This is a genomic window from Pseudanabaena sp. PCC 6802, assembly GCF_000332175.1.
Lineage (GTDB): Bacteria > Cyanobacteriota > Cyanobacteriia > Pseudanabaenales > Pseudanabaenaceae > PCC-6802.
The window spans coordinates 2,929,749-2,951,432 of sequence record NZ_KB235914.1 but is presented as its reverse complement, the minus strand read 5'-3'; the positions used below and the strand labels follow the sequence as shown (position 1 = coordinate 2,951,432).

19 protein-coding genes and 2 riboswitches are annotated in these 21,684 nt (G+C 44.5%); of the genes, 3 read left to right on the top strand and 16 right to left on the bottom strand.

The genetic code is table 11. The features are described 5' to 3' along the window. Nucleotides 1–32 precede the first annotated feature (32 nt). Both PSE6802_RS0119290 and PSE6802_RS0119285 read right to left on the bottom strand, forming a co-directional pair. Nucleotides 33–884: an ABC transporter permease gene (locus PSE6802_RS0119290; RefSeq protein WP_019501683.1), complete on the bottom strand. Its 852-nt coding sequence runs from the start codon at nt 882–884 to the stop codon at nt 33–35. A 26-nt stretch (nt 885–910) separates the two neighbouring features. After that, a complete protein-coding gene (locus PSE6802_RS0119285; protein ID WP_026103411.1) occupies nt 911–1,954 on the bottom strand; it encodes an ABC transporter substrate-binding protein in 1,044 nt (347 codons plus the stop codon). 92 nt (nt 1,955–2,046) lie between these two features. Further along, nucleotides 2,047–2,187: riboswitch (guanidine-I (ykkC/yxkD leader) on the bottom strand. A gap of 290 nt (nt 2,188–2,477) precedes the next feature. Then, nucleotides 2,478–2,648: riboswitch (guanidine-I (ykkC/yxkD leader) on the top strand. Between the two features lie 83 nt (nt 2,649–2,731). Between PSE6802_RS0119285 and PSE6802_RS0119280 the strand changes: the two genes are divergently transcribed. The 3 genes from PSE6802_RS0119280 to uca all read left to right on the top strand — a co-directional run bounded on the left by PSE6802_RS0119280 (nt 2,732) and on the right by uca (nt 7,985). Then, the gene (locus PSE6802_RS0119280; protein ID WP_026103410.1) at nt 2,732–3,490 is read left to right on the top strand and encodes an urea amidolyase associated protein UAAP1; all 759 of its coding nucleotides are present in this window, start codon (nt 2,732–2,734) and stop codon (nt 3,488–3,490) included. Between the two features lie 186 nt (nt 3,491–3,676). After that, nucleotides 3,677–4,315, top strand: a complete 639-nt coding sequence (locus PSE6802_RS0119275; protein WP_019501680.1) for an urea amidolyase associated protein UAAP2 — start codon at nt 3,677–3,679, stop codon at nt 4,313–4,315. A gap of 37 nt (nt 4,316–4,352) precedes the next feature. Next, nucleotides 4,353–7,985, top strand: coding sequence for an urea carboxylase (gene uca, locus PSE6802_RS0119270; RefSeq protein ID WP_019501679.1), 3,633 nt, complete (start codon nt 4,353–4,355; stop codon nt 7,983–7,985). 2 nt (nt 7,986–7,987) lie between these two features. On the opposite strand, the gene PSE6802_RS0119265 is transcribed toward uca, so the two are convergent. From PSE6802_RS0119265 to PSE6802_RS0119195, 14 genes are all read right to left on the bottom strand, one after another. Beyond that, a complete protein-coding gene (locus PSE6802_RS0119265; protein ID WP_019501678.1) occupies nt 7,988–10,522 on the bottom strand; it encodes a U32 family peptidase in 2,535 nt (844 codons plus the stop codon). Nucleotides 10,523–10,738: 216 nt separating this feature from the next. Next, nucleotides 10,739–11,050: a type II toxin-antitoxin system RelE/ParE family toxin gene (locus tag PSE6802_RS0119260; protein ID WP_026103409.1), complete on the bottom strand. Its 312-nt coding sequence runs from the start codon at nt 11,048–11,050 to the stop codon at nt 10,739–10,741. Next, nucleotides 11,047–11,316 carry a type II toxin-antitoxin system ParD family antitoxin gene (locus tag PSE6802_RS0119255; protein WP_019501676.1) on the bottom strand — a complete coding sequence of 90 codons (270 nt, stop codon included), beginning with the start codon at nt 11,314–11,316 and terminating at the stop codon, nt 11,047–11,049. Before PSE6802_RS0119255 ends, PSE6802_RS0119260 begins: the two co-directional genes overlap by 4 nt. A gap of 152 nt (nt 11,317–11,468) precedes the next feature. After that, nucleotides 11,469–11,873: a DUF6841 family protein gene (locus PSE6802_RS0119250; protein ID WP_019501675.1), complete on the bottom strand. Its 405-nt coding sequence runs from the start codon at nt 11,871–11,873 to the stop codon at nt 11,469–11,471. A gap of 24 nt (nt 11,874–11,897) precedes the next feature. Then, the gene (locus PSE6802_RS0119245) at nt 11,898–12,653 is read right to left on the bottom strand and encodes an alpha/beta fold hydrolase (RefSeq protein WP_156815592.1); all 756 of its coding nucleotides are present in this window, start codon (nt 12,651–12,653) and stop codon (nt 11,898–11,900) included. 73 nt (nt 12,654–12,726) lie between these two features. Further along, nucleotides 12,727–13,686, bottom strand: a complete 960-nt coding sequence (locus PSE6802_RS0119240; RefSeq protein WP_019501673.1) for a hypothetical protein — start codon at nt 13,684–13,686, stop codon at nt 12,727–12,729. Between the two features lie 271 nt (nt 13,687–13,957). Further along, entirely contained in the window at nt 13,958–14,350 is a 393-nt protein-coding gene (locus PSE6802_RS0119230) for a hypothetical protein (protein ID WP_019501671.1), read from the bottom strand. 18 nt (nt 14,351–14,368) lie between these two features. Further along, nucleotides 14,369–15,280, bottom strand: coding sequence for a hypothetical protein (locus PSE6802_RS0119225; RefSeq protein ID WP_019501670.1), 912 nt, complete (start codon nt 15,278–15,280; stop codon nt 14,369–14,371). A 51-nt stretch (nt 15,281–15,331) separates the two neighbouring features. Then, nucleotides 15,332–15,631, bottom strand: a complete 300-nt coding sequence (locus PSE6802_RS0119220; RefSeq protein WP_019501669.1) for a hypothetical protein — start codon at nt 15,629–15,631, stop codon at nt 15,332–15,334. After that, a complete protein-coding gene (locus PSE6802_RS0119215) occupies nt 15,597–18,953 on the bottom strand; it encodes a P-loop NTPase fold protein (protein ID WP_019501668.1) in 3,357 nt (1,118 codons plus the stop codon). Before PSE6802_RS0119215 ends, PSE6802_RS0119220 begins: the two co-directional genes overlap by 35 nt. Before the next feature lie 68 nt (nt 18,954–19,021). Beyond that, nucleotides 19,022–19,267, bottom strand: a complete 246-nt coding sequence (locus PSE6802_RS29710; protein WP_036945668.1) for a hypothetical protein — start codon at nt 19,265–19,267, stop codon at nt 19,022–19,024. Nucleotides 19,268–19,366: 99 nt separating this feature from the next. Further along, nucleotides 19,367–20,182 (bottom strand): hypothetical protein, encoded by an 816-nt coding sequence (locus tag PSE6802_RS0119205; protein ID WP_019501666.1) that lies wholly within the window; start codon nt 20,180–20,182, stop codon nt 19,367–19,369. A gap of 149 nt (nt 20,183–20,331) precedes the next feature. Beyond that, nucleotides 20,332–21,117 carry a DUF1906 domain-containing protein gene (locus PSE6802_RS0119200; RefSeq protein ID WP_019501665.1) on the bottom strand — a complete coding sequence of 262 codons (786 nt, stop codon included), beginning with the start codon at nt 21,115–21,117 and terminating at the stop codon, nt 20,332–20,334. A gap of 37 nt (nt 21,118–21,154) precedes the next feature. Next, a complete protein-coding gene (locus PSE6802_RS0119195; protein WP_019501664.1) occupies nt 21,155–21,598 on the bottom strand; it encodes a D-Ala-D-Ala carboxypeptidase family metallohydrolase in 444 nt (147 codons plus the stop codon). Nucleotides 21,599–21,684 lie beyond the last annotated feature (86 nt).

Here is a 21,684-nt window from a genome sequence, read left to right as displayed (position 1 = left end):
AATACAAAGCGACATTGCACCAATTGATATTGTCATCGTTCGGGACTGGCCCATTGACAAGTCAATCGCAAAATATACTGAAACAACAGATCGAATACCAAACCAATCAGTCCAATTACGATAATGCCAACAAAAATCTCATCAGTTCTGAGAAAGCGTCCGGCAACGCTAATACGTCGCCCTAATCCCTCAGTTGCAGCTACTAATTCTGCTACAATTACCAACTGCCAAGCTGCTGCCAGGTTAATGCGACAGGCATCCAAAATCCCTGGCACCACATGAGGAAAGATAACCTGCATTACTGTGGCAAGGCGATTGCCCCCCAGCATGTACGTGGCTTCGATTAATTCCTTTGGCACAAATTTCACCGTATCCATTACCATCAAGGCATTAAAGAAAAATGTGCCAATAAAGATTAAAGTAATTTTGGGTTCTTCTCCTATTCCCTGATAGAGAATCAATAGGGGAATAAACGCTGGGGCGGGCATGTATCGCATCAATCCAAACAAAGGCTCTAGCAAAGCGCGGATACTGCGAAAACTGCCCATGAATAGACCAATTGGAATTGAGATGAGGCATGATAGTAGAAATCCTACACCTACTCTCCATAGACTCGCAATCGTATCTTTCTGTAGATCGCCCGAAGCCCACAACCTCTCCCCTGCAGCTATCACCTGCTGCGGTGATGGTAAGAAAGTCGGATCGATGCCACCAAATGCTGTCATTAACCACCACACGCATAGCGGAGCCAAAATCGAAGCTATTACCAGTATCAAATTAAGCTTTGGTGGAATATCTTCAGAAATTCGCCAGAATACTGATGGGCGCAAGGACTTTGGCTTCAAGCGATCGCGAATTGATGGGGGATGAACTTCTTCGGGCATAGTTTCTCAAGCGAAAAGCAATAAACCTATTTAGACTTCGCTTTAGCAGCATAGGCTTTAACAAAGCGATCGTCGAATAGCTTGTCCAGATTGGGTTGGGCTTTAGTCAGGCCGACTTGCGTGAGGAATTTCGACATTTGTCCTGCCGCAAACTGTAGAGATGACATATCATTCCCTGGCTGAAATGCCTGCAAATTCTCTTCAATTGTAAAAATCTTTGTGCCATTGGCGTATTCCTTATATTCATCTACGCTGACATTGGCTCGTTTCGCCAGGATCTCAATCGATCGCTCGGGATTGGCCTTAATGTAATCGAGCGTAGCAAACCACGCATCAACCATGGATTGAACGCGATCGGGGTGGGCATCGATAAATTTGCGATTGAAGACAAGGTGATCGGGAATTGCGCCAGGGAAGTCCTTGGAACTAAATAGTTCCTTGCTACCAGGTCGTTTTAGCGCTTGCGTTGTAAATGGAGCAAACACACCTACAGCATCCACCTGTCCAGCCACAAAAGCCGCCGCCGCTTTACCAGTTTCCAATGGCACAAAGGTAATATCGGAAGGCTTCAACCCTGCTTTTTGCATGCCCAGAAGTAATAGGAAGTGATCTACAGTACCTTCTTCTGCTGCTACCTTCTTTCCTTTTAAATCGCTAACGCTATTAATACCTTCTCGCGCAATAATTTTATCATTGCCGGTGGAGTTATCGTTGACCAGAACCACCACCTGATCTGCGCCACCAGCCACCGCAGTAATCGTATCGTTCAGGGTTTGGGAATTGGCATCAATTTGTCCGGCGGTTAGAGTATTAATCGACTCCAAATAGCCATCAAACCATTTCAAATCCACTTCCACATTTTTACTAGCAAAAATTTTTTGCTCTTGGGCAACTTGCCAGGGAAACCATCCAGGCCAAGCACTAAATCCGAGGCGTACCAAATTACTGCTGCTTTGAGTTTGAGGCGACTGGGTCGCCACCTGATTGGCTGGATTAGAGCAACTTACAACCAGTATCAGGCTAGCTAGGCACAAAAAAACATTATTGAATAATCGCGATCGCAGGCTCATAATATTAAATTTAAATAGAATCATCAACTTTGATGTAAAGCAATCGAAAACAAAAGCCCGCGAGGACAGCGACTTGCAAGCAAGCTACTAGTTCCTCCCGGGCTTTTATCCCGCCGTGCTATTGCGATAGAGCATGGCTCTTAGAGCGGCTACCCAAATATTCGCAACTTGCTTCTCTCGGACCAGACGTTCTCGAACTGCGTTTGAGAATCGGAACCCTAGAAGCTAAATTTTACCTGGCTGAAATACAGTAATTAAACAACATGAAATAAATTCTAGCGATCATGATACATGCTCTAAACGATCGGAAAGTGTCTCAGGCTACAAATCGGTCTTACAATTTTCAGTAACTTAAAAAATACGATCTAAGAGTGATATTCTTAAATCTAACCAATATAGCGGTTTTCAGATCGGAAAGAGTAGGGAGTTTGGGGGCGTTGCCCTCAAGAAGGGGTACCCCCCCTTCACCCCGTCAGTGAAACCCGTTCTCAATTGAAAACCGCTATGGCATGCTCAATAATAAAAGGAGTGCTTCTAGGGTTCCGGCTTAATAACACTAGGCAAGTGCAATATTAAGTGACTGGTCCAAGAGAAGCGGGCCGATTTTGCTCGTAAGAATATAAGTTCCATTGCGGTAACTGTTTTCTAGAAGAGTAGTTTATTGGCTACACGGCGGGATAAAAGCCCGGGAGAGTCAAACCATCCCACTTGATGATGGTTGATAAGCTCCTGGGCTTTGGTTGTTATGACCGCTACTTGCAAGAATGGAGATTTCTAATGGTACAAACCGTTGCATCAATGCTGAATGCCGCGATCGCCCCCGAATTAGTTCTATTAGATGAAAAACTGCCAGGGGGAGCCTATTGGCATGGAATCATCAAACGGGGCAACACGCTACGCATCACCGATCTGGAGGGTTCTCAAGGCGTTTCGCTCGTTTGCTATAATGCCGACAGCCCTATCGAACGCTTGAATGTAGCCGATACAGCCAAGATTCAATTCAATGCCTTTTTAAAGAAAGGGATGGTGATGTACTCAGACATGGGGCGGATTCTATTCTCCATCACTGAAGATACTTCTGGCTATCACGATTTGATTTGCGGTTGTAGTAATGCCGCGAGCAATCTGGCTAAGTACGGCCAAGGTCCCTACAATAAATACGGAGAGAGCGATTACAACAACTCTCGCAATAATTTCCTCAAGGCACTTAGCAAGCGAGGTCTTACCCGCAAAGACTTAATGCCCAACGTGAATCTATTCAGTCGAGTGGCGGTTTCTCCTGAGGGAAACTTGCAATATGTCAGCGGCTGCGAACAGCCTGGTAGCTTTGTGGATTTGAGGGCTGAAATGAACGTGCTAGCGATCGTATCCAATTGTCCCCATGTACTGCACCCCGATACAGTGTATCGTCCCAAGTCGATTCAGCTTACAGTCTGGAAATCGCCTGCTCCATCTGACGAAGATCTATGTCGGACTGCGAATGAGGAAGTCAAACGCGGCTTTATCAACACGGATGTATTATTCGCGCAGGTGTAGGAAGAGCGATCGCTATCAAAAATCCATTAGGGTAAGACAGTTTTCGTACAAACGCGATCGACAAAATTGTAGGGGCAGGTTTTGTAGAAGTCCTACAGGTAAAAATCAAATATTTCTCGCTAAACCTGCCCCTAACGTCCGTATTAAAAGATATCGTTTACATAATTAATTTGGAGGAAATAAGCTATGGTGGCAACAGCAATCGAACTCAATCCAGCAAATGCGATTTACGATGAAGAACTGGCAGCACGCCAGCCCTGGTCGAAGGTGATTCGCAAAGGTCAGATTCTGCGCATTATCGATTTACAGGGGAATCAGGCAGTAGATACGATTATCTATAAAGCCGATGACACTTCAGAACGCTATAGCGCACCTGATACAGTCGTTCGGCAAGGGAATATTTTTATCACCACGGGCACTAGATTGATGTCCAATGAGGGCAACGTGATGATGACTGTAATTGCCGACACCTGCGGCAGGCACGACACGCTGGGCGGAGCCTGTAGCATGGAAAGTAACTCCGTCCGCTATGGATTGCACAAAAAACACCTGCATGCTTGTGTGGAAAACTACCTGTTGGAACTCAGCAAGTATGAAATGAACAAGCGGGATTTGGTCAGCAACATCAATTTCTATATGAACGTCCCTGTGAATGCTGATGGCACATTGGAGATTGTGGATGGTATATCGGAAGCTGGGAAACATATAGATTTACGGGCTGAGATGGATGTCATGGTTTTGATCTCCAACTGTCCGCAGATTAATAATCCATGTAACGCTTACAATCCCACCCCAATTCGACTGATTGTTTGGGATGCAGCGTAGATAAATGTAATTCTTGCGCTGCACTACATCACGCTCTATGTTTACCAAAGTTTTAGTTGCCAATCGCGGTGAAATCGCGTGTCGGGTAATTCGTACGCTCGATCGCTTGGGGATCGATTCCGTTGCTGTGTATTCGGAAGCAGATACTCACGCTCAACATGTCACGCTTGCCAAGGAAGCTATTTGCCTGGGTGGGATGACTGCGGCTGAAAGTTATCTGCGCTACGATCGCCTTTTAGAAATTGCTCTAGCTGCGGGAGTGAAAGCTATTCATCCCGGTTACGGCTTTTTGAGCGAGAATGCCGAATTCGCCGAAGCTTGCGCGGACGCGGGAATTCAGTTTATCGGCCCCACTCCGACGCAATTGCGACAGTTTGGGCTGAAACACATCGCAAGGGAAATTGCTGCACAAAATCAGGTGTCAATGCTACCGGGCAGCGATCTGCTGGAAAATGTGGAGCAAGCTCGCGAGGTTGCCAAAGCGATCGCTTATCCTGTAATGCTGAAAAGCACGGCAGGGGGTGGTGGTATTGGGATGCAGGTCTGCGATAACGAAGCTGAATTAGAGCGAGCTTACGATAAGGTAAAACATTTAAGTGAAGCGAATTTTAAGCAAAGCGGTATTTTTCTGGAGAAATATATCCAAACTGCCAGACATATTGAAGTTCAGATCTTTGGCGATGGTAATGGAAAAGTTATTGCCCTAGGAGAACGCGACTGTTCGACACAGCGACGGAACCAAAAGGTAATTGAAGAAACACCTGCACCTGGTATTAGCGATCGGCTGAGGCAGGTATTGTGCGATGCTGCCGTGCGCTTGGGAGAAGCCGTAGCCTATCGCTCGGCGGGCACCGTTGAATATATTTTCGATGTGGATGCGCAGGAGTTTTACTTTCTAGAAGTCAATACTCGCTTGCAAGTCGAGCATGGCGTAACGGAGATGGTATGCGATGTCGATCTGGTGGAATGGATGGTGCGGCTGGCAGCAGGCGATCGGACTTTCCTGGATAACTATCACCATCAACCCCAAGGCCATGCTATGCAAGTTCGCATCTATGCTGAGGATGCAAATAAGCAGTTTCAACCGAGTTCGGGATTGCTCGACTGTGTCAAGCTCGCTACTGGGGTGCGTTGGGATAGCTGGATTGAGAGCGGCACTGAAGTAACACCCTTCTACGATCCTTTACTAGCAAAGTTAATCGTACATGGCAGCGATCGCGTGGAAGCAATCTCGAAGCTGCAAACCGCTCTAGCGGAATCGAAAATTGCTGGGATTGAGACTAATTTAGATTATCTGCGTCAGGTTGTTAGCTATCCCGACTTTGTCCGGGGTCAGGTCAGTACCAGGCTACTCGGTAAATTTATCTATCGTCCTCAGACAATTGACGTGTTAGATCCGGGCACATTTACTACTATTCAAGATTATCCTGGTCGAGTTGGATATTGGGATATCGGCGTACCTCCATCGGGACCGATGGACAGCCTGGCTTTTAGACTGGGCAATCGCATCTTAGGCAATCCTGAATTGTCGGCAGCATTGGAATGTACCATGCTGGGTCCAACTCTAAAATTCAACTGCGACACGACAATTTGTCTAACTGGGGCAGCAATGCGCGCAACTCTCGATGGGAATCCAGTTTCCTATTGGCGTGCGATACCAGTCAAAACAGGCAGCACGTTAAAGCTAAAGGGGATCGAAGGGGCTGGCTATCGTACATATGTAGCAATTCGGCATGGATTTGACGTGCCGGAATATTTGGGTAGCAGATCGACATTCACGTTGGGGCAATTCGGCGGTCATGGCGGGCGAACGTTACGCAAAGGCGATGTACTGCATATTACCAACACCGACAACACTGACAATGATGCTAATAGCCATCTATCTCTTCCTTGCGATCTAATTCCGCAATATACTTCTGATTGGGAAGTAGCTGTGTTCTACGGCCCTCATGGAGCACCGGATTTCTTCACGAACTCCGACATCGCCATGCTATTTTCCCAGCGTTGGACGATACACCATAACTCTGCCCGTACAGGTATTCGTTTGATTGGGCCGAAACCGCAATGGGCGAGGGCAAACGGTGGCGAAGCTGGCTTGCACCCATCGAATATTCACGATAATGCCTACGCGATCGGGACGATTGATTTCACTGGAGACATGCCGATTATCCTCGCGCATGATGGCCCGAGTTTGGGAGGATTTGTCTGTCCTGCCACAATCGTGCAGGCGGAACTCTGGAAGATCGGACAAATGAAGCCAGGCGATACGGTGCGCTTTTATCCAATCGATCCCGAAACTGCGAGCGAACTAGAATGCATCCAAGAGGAGGAAATCTTCACACTAAGAAAATCGGAGCGATCGCCAGTAACACTAACAAACTTAAAGGAGAATCTTCCAGAGATTACAAGCATCTCTCCAGTTCTGCAACAAATTCCCGAAACGCAGCAGCAAATAGCTGTCACCTACCGTCAAGCTGGAGATAAGTATTTACTAATTGAATACGGGCCATTGATTCTGGATCTGAATCTGCGGTTTCGCGTCCATGCCCTCATGCTCTGGCTCCAGGAACTCAAGCTCCCCGGCATAGTCGATCTCACCCCCGGCATTCGATCGCTGCAAATCCACTACGATAGCCGTCAGCTACCGCGACAAAAGCTGCTCGATATTCTTGCTACCACCGAGCAGGAATTACCAGATCTCAGCGAGGTAGAAGTAGCCAGTCGGGTCGTGCATTTACCATTATCCTGGGATGATGCTTCGACACAACTGGCGATCGCGAAGTACATGCAATCCGTGCGCGACAATGCTCCCTGGTGCCCTAGCAATCTGGAGTTCATTCGCCGTATTAATGGATTGAGAGATATCGAACAAGTGCGCGAAATTGTTTTTAGTGCCAGTTACCTCGTCCTCGGCTTAGGCGATGTTTATTTGGGCGCGCCCGTAGCTACGCCGATCGATCCCCGCCATCGCCTGGTCACGACCAAATATAACCCAGCTCGAACCTGGACACCAGAGAATGCTGTGGGGATTGGAGGAGCCTACCTCTGCATTTATGGGATGGAAGGCCCTGGAGGATATCAGTTTGTAGGACGAACCGTGCCTGTATGGAATCGCTATAAGCAAACTGCTGATTTCTCTAAGCCCTGGTTATTGCGATTTTTCGATCGAATTCGCTTTTTCCCCGTTTCTGCTGAGGAACTGCTGCGATATCGCGAGGATGTAATTCAGGGTAAAGTTAAGCTAGAGATTGAAGAACAGACCTTCCGACTCAAACAATATCAAGAATTTCTCCAAAACAATGCGGAATCGATCGCGACATTTAAAACCCAGCAGCAATCGGCTTTTGCGGCAGAACGCGATCGCTGGGCGATCGCCGGAGAATTCGATCGACAGGAAAGTTTTGCCACAGATCCCGTCCCAGATACGCCGGAAATAGAAATTCCTGACGGGCAAGAGGCTTTACTTGCAGACTTTGCGGGGACGGTGTGGCAAATTCTCGTACAATCGGGAGATATCGTCGCAGAAGGGCAAAGTTTAATTATTTTAGAAGCCATGAAAATGGAGATTTCGCTAGTCGCTAGCAGTTCGGGCAAGGTGGGACAGATTCTTTGCCAGACAGGTCAAGCGATCGCTGCTGGCCAGATTCTACTGTCGATCGAGATCCTTTAGTATTAGAAAGAACCTCGCGTTACGCCCAGTTGATTTTGTAGTTTCAATTTCTGCCAAAGTTGCGCTCCCGTTATTTCACCGTGCAATAGCTGCTGGTAGCATTTCACGGTTTGTTGGACCTGTTCTGGAGATTCATGCGTAAATTCAATGCGGAAATGCCGGGCACCCATTGCCATCAAATCCTGCACGTATTCCGCACCAGTTTGTGCCGTGCCGTTAAATACAGTATTGCGACATCCAGCATCCGCTCGTAAAACATGTTCCGCTCCAGCGCGATCGCGCAGCTTCACCTCGTGTTGTTCGCAGGGTCGCCCACAGTCAGTGTAATCTTTGCCAGTAGAGAGAAAAGCACAAAATACACAATGCTCCATATGAAACATCGGCATGTGCTGGTGGATTGTAATTTCAAACCAGTTGGGAGGGCAGGTACGTAATAGATCCGCAAGCTGTCCGATGTTGAGATCGTAGGAAGCAGTGAGACGTTCCAAGCTAAATCTCTGCTTGAAGTAATCTGCCGTTAGCGAGTTAGCCACATTCAGAGAGAAGTCACCGATACAGCGATCGCCTTCAAAAAATTCCAAACAATCGTAATTGCGTACCAAATATCCATCCGCATTACTGGCACGAACTTGTTGCAATATCCAATTCTCTCCAGGTTTCGCAATACGCGGCGGTGCCACCCAAATCGTGCGATTTGGCACGGCGCGATCGCTGCGCCCTAATTCCACTGCTTTTTTATAGGCACGCGGATCTTCAAATTCACAATAGAGAGTTTCTATCCCCGCAGCGATTGCGGCTTGTAACTGTTGCAGATTGCGGGTCAAAACAATTAGTTGTGGCGTTTCTAAGTTCCCATTATCGCATTTGGGCAATAAATCCTCTAGCTTAGAGGTAGGATCGATCTGCCAAAGCTTGGGGCGCGATCGCAATTCTTCCAACTGCGAGACAATATCCCGCCGCATTCGATTCAATTCGCTTACAGGGAGGATAGCCGGATCGCTGAGATAATTTTCTAATCCCCCCAAGCAAAAAGGAGTATTTCCCAAGCGTCCGAATTGCTCTTGCAAGCGCTCCGTTGTCATTGGTTTGGCATGTGCCTCCACCAATGGGATAGAGGATTCGACCTGCACGATATGTCCGATCTCGTCATGGGCGATCGCCACCAGAGATTGCCCAATACATCCATGTATTTCGATCTGGATTGGACGTTGGAACTGGGGATGCTCTGAGGCAAAGCTGCGGCGTACTTGCTTCTCTAGAGCAGGATCGCTAGTTTTCCAGATGCGATCGCCCGCGCCCACGCGCTGCCAGTTAATCGCACCCTGCCCGAAAGTGAGGATAACTTCCTGACCGCGTGCCTCGACGGTATAGACGCGCCCGCCTTCTTCTTTTGTGTCGGGGCGACCGCGATCGAACACAATGCCATCACCAGGTTCGATCGGAGCTTCAGTCACTAATGCCACGAACTCATGCCCTAACTCGCAACTCACACGCGCAACCGTGCCGAGATAGACACCGCGCTTTTTACCAAATCGCCCGTGAACCAGTTCTTGATTGTGGATGCCGCGAAACCAACCCGTGTAGAGACCGCGCGAGAAAGACATTTCTAATTCATATCGTTCTCTCTGTTTCGCTTCTGGAGTAACCGCAAGCGGTTCGCTAGTGCCAGGAGTATTTACAACTCGATCGATAGCTTGACGATAGATGCGCGTGATATTAGCCACGTATTCCGGCGCTTTGAGACGACCCTCGATTTTGAGGCAATGAACGCCAGCTTGCAAGAGTTCCGGCAGGACATCTATGCCTGCCAGATCCTGAGGGCTGAGGAGATACTTACGATCGCCCAAATCCTTAACTTTGCGGTCGACAATTAAGTCGTAGGGCATTCGGCAAGCTTGGGCGCACTCACCGCGATTGGCGGAGCGACCTCCTAGAGCTTCGCTAGTCAAGCACTGACCGGAGTAGGCAACGCATAGCGCCCCATGCACGAATACTTCGAGCGGTAGTGAAACCTGGCGATCGCTGCTTTGCTTTTGAATCTGACGAATCTCTTGAAGGGAACATTCACGCGCCAGAACGACTAGCTGGCAACCCAAGGATTTAGCAAATTCTACTCCTGCCGCACTGGTAATAGTCATTTGAGTAGAGGCATGGATGGGAAAATCCGGCGATAGATGTCGAATTAATCGACAAATGCCGATGTCCTGGACGATTACAGCATCTACTCCTGCTGCGATCGTTGTCTTGAGATAGCGATCGGCTGCTTCCAACTCCTTGGGAAAGATTAAGGTATTGAGCGTAAGATATCCTTTGACACCACGTCGGTGCAGGAATTCCATCAATGCGGGCAGATCGGCTTCCGTAAAGTTTTGCGCCCGCATCCGCGCGTTAAAGCGCTCTAGCCCAAAATAAATCGCATCTGCACCATTCTCGACTGCCGCTTTCGCACAATCCCAATCTCCGGCAGGGGCGAGTAGTTCCGGTCGGCGCAAAGAATTTGGATTTGTTCCCGCAGGTGAATCGATGTTAGCTAGCACAGTGTCAGAACTATATAGGGTAGCTTGATTGTAGCTCAACAGTATAGTAAGGGTGTAGCAGGCTAACGAGGATCGGTCAATGGCTATTTGGTTGCTAAAGGTCTTTGAGTCATCCTCAAATCTTTTTTAACGTCTATGAATCTGTAGGCAAGCTCGCCTTCCCATTTAAGCTAATCGAAAAGCGATCGCACTTTGGTGAAATTTAGGAGCGATCGCTTAGCCTTCATCAGTTTCAGCAAATAGCGCACCCAGATCGCGATAGCCAGGCATCACTCGCATCACCTCGATTCCCTCAGGCACTAAACGATAAAAGATGAGGTATTCTTCCAAGGGTAGACTCCGCAAGCCGAGATATAATTCATCTCGCCCTCGTCCTATTTGAGGAAACTTGGCTAGCAATTTAAATTTCTCGGTTATCTTCTGAAGAAAACGCTCTGCCATCTCAAAACTCACCTTCTCAGCAAGATAGTCCATAATACTCTCTATGTCTCGACTTGCTGTTGGTGTGATTCTACAAGAATTGCTCATGGATCGCTCTGAACGCGGCGTTGGCGCAATTTCTCTTGCAACTCACTTATTACCGCTTCTGCCTCTAATAGTTTGCCTTGCTCGGCTTCCCCGACCCCAACCAAAACCTCACGGCGTAATTCTTCAAATCGCCCTTGATAAAGGCGTTCTCGTTCCTCTAATAGCTTAATACCCGCTAAAAATACCTCATCAACAGAGGCATACTTACCGCTAGCGACTTGACTTTGGATAAACTGCTCTAGTTCTGGTGGCAATGTAACTGGCATTCTACACTTAACCTTACTTAACCTTGAATTAACTGCTTCTATTTTAGCAGTACGCTAGAACAGAGACAATGCGGTCTGATTTATTGGCAAAAAAGCGATCGCCTTCCCATTTCAGCTAATCGAAAAGCGATCGCGCTTTTCAATCTAGACCATTATTCGGGAAGTGGTTCAGGTTCATGTAGTACGCCTACAATAATCTTCCATTTGTCTTCAACTTTGCGCAGAGTATAGGTAAAGCCAAAGTGTTCGATTTCCTTGTCTTCTTGGTCGAAGCGCTTAGCAACTCCAACAACTTGTCCCTGATTATCACTGAGTTGCTTGATTTCGAGATCGCCAATGATTTTAGATTTTGCAAAATTTCTACTTCTTAATCCATCCATTAGAACTGTAAAGACACCAAGCACTTCAATCGAGTTGTTCATCACTACAACTTGGCTTGAAGTCATGAGCATGGAAGGCAAATGAAAAAAGGGCGCAACTTCTGTTGGGTAAAGTTTGTTAAAGGCTCCAGCGTAAGCAAAGAATGTGTTTTCGATTGCTTTGAGTTGGTCATTCATAATCGCTTTCTCCATGTTGGGTGGTTACTGTAAAAAATCGAGAATTAGTTTAGCCGTTGTATCTGCATGGCTATAGGAAAATCCATGTGCGGCATCTGCAATGACTTCCAATTTAGCTTTTGGAATTTTGGCAGCCAGTACATTGCTATTTGTGGGAGGGATGACTATATCCCGATCGCCTGTAAGAACAAGTGTAGTGGCTTTAATGTTGGGCAAGGTATCACAGGTGTTGTGGGTTGCAAAGGCTTGGAGTTGCCGTTGTAAGGCTTCGCCCTTGCTATGAAATGGGGCTGTTTCTTTGAGAAAGACTTCAAGTGCGGCGCGATCGCTCTTAATAAATTCTGGTGTGAAAAGTAATTCTAAAAGGTTCCCATCCATAACTCCACTGATATCCCCATATTGGCTACAGGAGCCACCTGCCATCGTACAGCCCAGGATGAGCTTATCTAGCTTGTCAGGGTATTTTAGGGCAAATTGCTGGGCGATCGCGCCACCCATACTGACTCCAAACACATGTGCCTTAGGAATTTTCAAAGCATCTAACAAACCTGCGGCATCATCTGCCATGTCGGTAATGCTATATGGGCGTGTAGACTGACTGGTTTGTCCTGCATCGCGGTTATCGAAGAGGATCAGTTGATAGTTTTGAGCAAGGCGATCGGGGAGTTTTTTGCCCCAGTCGAGCAGACTGAAACTTAGCCCAATAATCATAAGTAACGGTGGACCTTTACCCTGGATTTGGTAGTTGATATCGAGATCTCCAACAGTAATTTTAAGCATCAGTTTCTTAATGGCACGCTTTTTGAAAGAAAAATTGGCTTGGATAACCGAGATTGAGATTGAGCTACAGTCTTTATGGTTGATTTTGAGTCGATCTAATGACGTTGCCAATCATTTGAGCAACTTTACGCTCAGTCCAATAGCTTCCGTGGGCTGTGCCACCATTAACGATCGAGAGGATGGACTGTCCAAATGCCTGCCCAATCCAACTGGTTGGACTCATGACATCTTCAACTTGAACTAGATCTTGAGTTTTAGCAAAGAAGAGTGGAATCAATCCTTCTAAAGGATAAGCGATGGGGTCACCAGGATGAGCGTAGTTTTTCCAAAGTAGAGGTTTCCCCAGCCGATCCTTAAGGGCTGCTAAAAGCTCTTTAAGTTTTGGAGTGAAGTTAAAGGAACGAGCACCTTGAATATTAACTAAATTGAATAGGGCAATAGGAGAACCCATTGTATGAATGCTTGCCAAGGGAATACCATACCCCTTTTCTTCTTCACTGCCACCGATGCCAAAGAATCCACGGCGTATATGCTCAATCTGATTGCGAGTATCTTTCGAAACCAAGGGTTCTGGATCTTCCCAACGAGAAGCAAATAAGATATCAAAGAAAATGACGGTGCCCCAACTATGGGTAACAAGATGAAGTCGATCTTCTTTAGGTGGATTTTTGAGTTCTTCGACCGATAGTCCAATTTGATCGAGGGCTTGAGTGGTAATTTGCTGGACAATTTTTGAACTGACAAATCGGCTGAGGTACATTGCTGCATCACCCACAAATGGTAAAACTTGTTCATTTCGTAGGTCTTTAAACCAAAATTCTTTCCATTTGGAAGATGACTCTAATCCATCATGTAGGGTGATAACTGAATCTGCTGCAATATCTCCCCAGAATAAAATAACGGGCTTTAAGGTTCGCGATGGATTGTTAACTGCGGCTTTAATGTTCTGAAACATTCTATCGGCTTGAATCTCATAAGCCCTTCGGTCGCGAACATTAACACCGTGAATAAATATAATATAGTCTGTAGTCATTGTAATCCCCTTTCAATGGTAAAAGATCTTTCCAAAAGTAGAAATTGTTGGGAGTTTAAAAGCCTCTCTCATAAGCTAAGGTTTCATCATGTCGATTGCCTCTAATACCTCATACATTACTCCTGCTTCGTAGCTTCCTAAAGAAACAGCACCACTGATAGCGATCGCAAGTTTTCGTGACATGGAATTCGACTCCTAAATAGTATAAAAATCTAGTTGCAAAATAAAGACAATTACCACTCAATCCAAGCAGAAAGCAACTGCAGGAATATTATTTGCTGACAGAAATCACCTCGCCAGCTGCTGCAAGAATAGCGGCTGGGTTTAGTGTAATGATTGCGGCGGCGAGTTTAATCGCTGACGCTGCAATATTTATTGCCTTCTTTACCTCATTTATTCTTTCAATGGCTTTTTCAGCCTCATTTGTGGCTTCGGTTATTTTCTTGAGAGTTTCGGTTAGATTCTGTAGCGTTTGTCCCACGATGAGGGCGGTCATGTCACTTGCCATTCGCCTGAGAGAAGATACTTTCAAACGGATCTCATTGCGCTGGGCATCAGTGAGAGTATCAAAATTCTTGAATCTAAAATCTGACAATTGCTCGGCAATTTCCACAAGCTGATCTGCGCATTCGCGAGCTTGTTCAAGCGTTATTGTATTGCTCATAGGTTTATTCTGAATTTATTACGAGAAAGCTTTGACAAAATCTTCAATTAAGGGTTGAAGTCTGCGGGAATACCCCACCATAGTTTGAATCATCTTTTCTGAGTCTAGAGTATTGCGGTTGTCATATAGCTGTTGGTGAGCCTTACCAATCTCGTTCAAGATTTCAACATAGTCATCGGCGGCACTCAATTTTTTATCAATTATTTCGCTCTGCTCTTTCCACTGATTTCTTAAAGCTAGGGCTGCAACTGGATCTTTGTCCTTAAGTTCAAGTATTTTTTGCTTGTAGTAGTCATCAATTGTGTCGCTCTCTATCTTAATTAGCCGCTTGTAGTCTTCGCCAATTATAGATTTAAGTGCCTCAAGAGTGATTTGCAGATTGGTATTGCTAATTTGAATAGCATCCTTGAGCTTTTCACGACGGTAACCATCGGTTGCTGCACTTGCCAAAAAGTTCAAAATTCCTGTAATAGCATCCGTTTGGGCAGGTTTTAATACGTTTAGAGTTTTAACCTGCGTCCCCAGATTCGCAAACTCTGAAGCAAAGTCAATGGTTTTATCGGAAGCTAAAGTTCCTAAAGCTAGCATGTATGCTTCTACAACCCGGTGAGTTGCAATTAAGCCAGGTTCTAGTTGCTTGAATTTAGCGCATCTTTCTTCACGCTCTTTTCTAGTTGGTATTGTTTCAGAGTCTAGTATTGCAGCTCTAAGACAAGATTTGTAAAAATCAGAAGCCAGGATAGGGAATTTCTCGGTCGATTTTGCAGATATCGCAGCAAAGTTTTGAACGGCAATGATATCTTGAATACCGCACCCACCGATTGACAATAGGACAGATGTAAGAACAATAAACCCTATCTTTCGATCGCTGTGGTGAATTTTAGGAGATTTTGGGAATGATTTTGCTATGTGCGAACCGTTAAGAAGCATGAGTTTGAAACCTTATGAGTAAAAAACGATTGGAACTTGTGTAAAAAGAGATCAAAGACCTGTGGCAAAGGCAGTTCTGGTTGAATTGCTGGAACTCAGCCAATCTGCATACTTTTGGAGATTGTTAAAGAACAGATTCGCTCCCTGTATGGCTTCAGGAGATGGGAAGTCTTCTGGCTTATTTTCAGGTAAGTCATAGTCAAATGAAAACTCACTAATTAAAGGGTATTCGTCATCCTTGCCAAGTAGATACCAGAAGCTGAAACATGCTTTAACTTCAGGCGATCGCTGCTCCACTTCAAAAGTAGTATGAAGGCTAATGGTTTGGTATCTTATTTTGAGCGAAGTCATCTGGGTCGTAGCCAATATCACCGATAAAACAAAAAGATCTCACTAAATTGAAGATTTCTACATTAAGTTTCTGGAATCTTAGCTCTCCAAATCCCATTATTTTTGCATCATGGCGCAGCCTTCTCCACTCCCGCGACAGATAAGTATCACCATTGAACCCGCGTTCTTCTGGGAAGTATTCAATGAGCGCTTTGTTTTGTGATTGATCCTCCTCTAAGGCTAACTCTAAATTATCAAATATACCCCTCATCAAGCTTGGATATCGACCTGATAAAACCAAGAAAGAAACAATTACTGTCCTAGCATCCTTATCTTCTTGCAAACTCTGAAGTTGGCTCGATCGAAACAAAATTATTTTAAAAAGTTTATATACATTGATCAACCGTTTGATAGTTCTTGGAGAAAGCTCAACTTGCTGGCAGCATTGCTTTACAGTATCAAATTCTTCCTTAGTGAATTCAAGAACTTTTCGTGGTAGCGGCTTAATATCATCTGGAGGTAGAACAGGTAAACTAGGGAGTCTCGGATCGGTTACCTCCGCAGTAGTTTTATGGTCGGAAGGATCTTTATCCTCTTTAAAAATATCGTTACTATCATGGGATGCGTCTTCGCTTATTTGCATTAAGAATTTAAGATACCCTTGCAATACGTTACGCATGACTGGTCTTACTCGATAGGGGATTTGGATAATTTTCTCAATATAGTCAATACCTGAGGGATTGCCTTTGCGAGATAAAACACCCTGATAAACCTTTTCCAAAGCTCTAGCAATATAGCGCTCATCAATAGCAAGAACGACTACAAATAAAGGGAGCTTTACCAGTAATTGAATTGCCTCTAATACCTCTACAACTCGTTGAGGTGGGCAGCGATCTAAATCATCAATGTAAAGTACAACCCTTGCTGGCCCTCGCGGAAAGAGTTTGCTCAAGAATTCAGTTTTTTGATTAAACCTTGCCGCAGGCACGCGATCTTTATTTGGGAGAGTTAGTTGCTCTGCCAGGCTAGCTAGATCGCTTTTCACTTGCTGCATTAAGCCCAATTTCTTACCATAAAGACCTGACTCAACCTTAGTGTTAACAAAATCTGCTAGCGAACCTCTATTAGCAGTAATGACTCTCTGTCGTTGCTCTTCAACTTGCGTCTCCAATTGTTTGATTTTGCCCTCAATCAGCTTGAGATCTGGATCTTCCCTAATTCGCTTTTCTCTAGCTTCAAGAACTTGATTTTCATAATCATCCAGATATTTTTCTATCGATTCATGCCACTTATGCCAGGTGTTTAATAAATTTTTTGCAATCGCTGTTGCAGGTAGCAGAGCTGGCATAGCAGTTAGCAAACTTGAAATTATATTATTCTGTACTCCCAACAACAAAGGGAAACTTATTGATAGCAGAACAAACACTGTAAAAAGAAAAAGCCCCTTCCAATTTAGATTTGCCCATTTCCAAAGACTACCTGGGGTTAGTATTTTAGATAGTGTAAGCGTTGTAATTTTTGATTTTGCCCACAATAAATCCTCGTGATTAATTTCACCTCCTGTCAATCTCTTAATTTCGTCCTGAAACTGATTAAAACTTTCTCCCATCAACATCTTCAAATTAGATTCCAGGATACTGACTACTGGGTCGGATTGAACCTGAAAAGCAATTTCTATTTCCAAACTATTTTGCCTCTTTATTAGCTTCTCTTGTTCCCTCTTTAAAGCCTCTTCTTTTTCTTTTAGGGTCTCGTTCTCCCTTTTTCTCGTTTCTTCAAGAGTTGTCCAAAGCTGATCGCTCAAGCTACGGTCAGAAGCAATCTTTTCCCATTCTTGAAGTTTTTCTGATTCTAGCACGTTTTTAATTAATGTCTGCCGTTCTTCATCAGTTAATCCATCACTAAGTACTTTCCAAATTTCACCACCTCTAAGAGGATCGATTCCTACTGCACCTAATTGCTTTTCCAGAGTTAGTTGACGATTTAGCTCAAAGAAAATTGTTTCCATTAAGCTTGCCCATAGGTTTGACCGAGCATAAGTCCACGCATCAAATGTGATTTGGTAGACGTGTCCAACATACGGTGAGGTTTGCTTTTGAGATGAGTATCGATCTTCGCAATCTGATTCTCCCCATGCCTCTTTAGTGGTAATACTATTGCTACGAATTTGGGTCATTTTTTGTCGCATGAGATGCATGATATAGGACTTACCACTGCCCCAACTGCCTAAAATTCCAACTGCCAAGGGTGGTTCTAAAGTACGCATTAGCAGGACCTCAGCTAAGGCATAAACCTCATTTTTTATTTGGAGAAGATCTTCACCCTCTGGCAGATCGTTGTTAGGACTTTGACCTAAATATTCTTGACGAAATCGATTTGCAGCAACCCTAAGAGTCTCAATTATATTCTCTCTGTCTACAATTGTGATTTCCTTAATCCCCCCCGTTTTAGAGGAATTCGCGTCAAGTTCTCGAATGATTGTATCCAGCGTTTCCTCAGCAACTTTGTCCTTATTGAGTTGATTGACACCAGTCCCTAAAAGAGGAATTACCAAACGGGATATACCTCGATCTGCTGCTAGACTTATAGTTGCAGCAACTGCTTTGGCAGCATTAGCAACACTGACATGCTGTTTGCGGCCTTTCTCTTCAACTGTTGCACAAATTAGGGATCTTGCAGTAGTCTCAAAACTTTGGAGTTTCGATAACTGAGAATTGAGGCTTGCAGGTATTTGCACAAGAATTGGTTTGCTTGGCTCAATATGAGTTTGGCTCTGTTTCTTAATCTCTTCCTCTATAATTCCTGCCAAGTATGAACCATTTATAGCTTTCGACATACTTTGACCGAAGCTCCCCAAACCTCCGGAATTGCCAACCGGAATGACTAAAGCATCGAAGCGTAGCTCCCAAGGTTTGTCTGTTTGTAGTGTATAGATTTGAGTACTGCCTTGTTTCTTTAGACGCGTTCTGCTGTCAGAGGAATTCGACAGTTCTTCTTGAAGATTGGCAAGTGTATTAGCATCCAAAATACCTTTTGCCTCAATGCCAACTGCTTCTTGGAATTTTATTAGTGCTTCTCTTGTTTTTGGTCCAAAAATACCATCAATATAAACAGGATCGTATCCAAGCTTACGTAGCTGCCGTTGTAGTTCACGAATCTCTGGCCTAGCCAAATCGTTAGAACTCTCATCAACCTGGACTCCACTAGCTTTTTGTAATTCTATAAGTGCATTCCTTGTTCGTGCTCCCAAAATACCATCTATTACACCAGGATCGTATCCAAGCGTTAACAGTCCTTCTTGCAGTTCCTTGATGACTGATTTTTCGGTTAGAACTTCTTCCATGGACTATTCCTCAAACTGTAGCTGTACTAAATTTTCTAATGACTTTCTCCATTGGCTTGCCTGCTGAGCTAGTGTTTCTGTAGCTGAACCACAAGTAAAGTTGAAACGCTTGTGGCGCTAAACTGATTGACTACTTGCTGAATCAAATCTTCAGCTCGATTGGGATCGATCGCTATGCTTCCTTGTTTTTGCTGAAATGTTAAAATCGAACTGGCGATCGCGAGGAGGTCGTCACGAGAATTAGGTATCTCAAAATGTCTCACGTAGGCATGAAGACTTTCTAAAAGCGATCGCTCTATAGCACTGTTAGTCATAAGGCGCTCCTTAACAGAATTATTCGATGGTGATGCAGTGATATTGGATGGGGCGATCGCCCCTATGATGAATCTGGAAGCAAGCGATGGCATCACAGATCAAAGACCAATAGCAAAAGCTGTCTTAGTTGAGTTGCTAGAAGTCAGCCAATCGGAAATTTTTTGCAGATTGTTAAAGAAACGATTGGCTCCCTGTATGACTTCAATAGATGGGAATTCACTTGGTTTATCTTCGGGTACATCATAATCAAAAGAAAATTCGGTAATTAGAGGATACTCATCTGCATTACCTAGTAAATACCAGAAGCTAAAACAAGCTTTGACCTTGGGCGATATACCAGCAAACTTAATCCGTTTGGGTGTTTTGAGGCAAATTTCATGTGCCATAAAATCGTTAACTCGCTTAATGGGTGTCAATGCAGGAATCGAATCTTTAAATTTGCTTAAGCCTGGAAAAATATCTACAACGTGGGACATTTTGCTCAATTCTGGTAGGCTAGGAAGTTCAACTGAGTTGGAGCGTGAAAATTTGCTACTAAAAGGAGGAATAATGTCTTCCTCAAATTTAGGTTTGTCTTTCACAGAAGTAGAAGAGACATCCTGAGCAGCCGATAAATAGCGATCGCCTGAACGATATTTTAGCGCGATCTTATATTTCCCTTCTTCCTCTCTAACTCTCAGGAAAAACCCTTCACTACTGAGACTGAGACTGGGTGTATCAAGGTACCATGTTTTTCGCTCTTCGGTAATCCAGGCATCAGAACTTTTTCCAGGATCTATATCCCCTTGATTTGATTTAATCAGAAACTCAACCAAGTCCCAAAATTGGTTGCAGCCTTCTTCGCGTTGCTTGAAACGAGAAGAATTCAGGATTAGCTTATATTCGCGGGATGTGATTGGGGAAAGTTGGCTCATAATATCTCCTGCTATACAATAGAAGATCTCCATGGCGTGAAAAAACTTTTGATATAACAGTTTTCGCTACAGAGCGAGTAAGTGCCTTGAGTATAACTCCCTTTTAAGGCGGTTTACCTGTACCGTAGTCATTTAAAAATCGCTATGGTTTACACTCTTCTAATCCACTTGACATTCCCACCTTTTTTGTCTGTGATAGTAAAATCCAGATCAACATCTTCAATGACTTCAGATCCTACTTTTAGATCTATCTCAAATGCTGGATGAGTACCCCCTAAACCAATTTTATCAATCAAAGACACATGATTAAGCTTGCCAAACTGAGTGGATGTTAGATGCAGAGGTTGAAAGACTTGATACCCCCGATCGGTAGGTCTGGGTGTTGGGGGATCTGCCTGTGATGCTGCATGCCAGTAGTGCGCAAACTTAGTGCCAGAGAAAAGTTGTGCGGCATTTAAACCATTTTTGGAACCTACGTAAACTCCAGGCTCATATCCAGATATACTGAGTGCATCAAACCATTCATTACAGAAATCCTCAATCTGACTAGGTGATGAAGCTGAACTCACTTCCTCTAGATCTAGAAATATATTAACCCCACGCGGGAAACCACATTCATTGGCATAAATTGCAGCATTTTTGCCAAAACGTGCACCTTTTATCCCATTTGCAGACCAGCCAGGATTACTGACGTGTTGTACGAGAAAGAGTGCTAAGCCTGAATCCAAAATTCTGTTTGCCTCATTAAATGTAATATCGGGATCGCCAACTGGTTCAATGTTAAGTTCAAGTCTTGGTACATATCGTATACAAAACAAAAAACCAGATTTGAAAGCTGCTTTAGCTTGTGCACTAGAGATCGGATGATTGACATCAAACCCAATTGCATTGTCTGGTGCATTTTCGATCGCAACATTTGTTAGCGTGGACGGCATATAATTTACCTCTTTAAGTTATTGCAAAAACTATCGCTTAGATAATTACTGATTGATATTGAGTTGGGTTTCCAAACGCTTGGAGAACAGACATACGCTGTCTTGGATCTGCACTAACATGTATCCAGTTGGGATTTGCAAGTGTGCCAAATTCAAGAATAACTTGATCAAATAAAGTATTATTCTTGATCCATTTTGCGAGTTCTAATGTGCCGACATTCACGGGAACTACGTCTGCTGCGAATCCTAGTCTATGTGCGCTATCTGATACACCGCCAACAGCTCTATTCAGAGCGTCTGAGCGGAAGCCAGAAGATATTTGAATTGGACCTAGAGCTGAACGCGCTGGCTGAAGAATTTGCGTACATAATAAGCGAATATTAGCAATCTCTGTAGCGTTAGGCGTATTGTCAATTCCCAGACGATCTGCAGTTGTCGATCTTGTAAATTCTTCAAGCGTAAAATTAGTGGTAAGTTGCATATCTATAATTTTGTTTTAATACTAATTTATGAGATATTTTATTTGCGACAAAGCTTTTAGCTGTTTGCAAAGAATATCGCATTTGC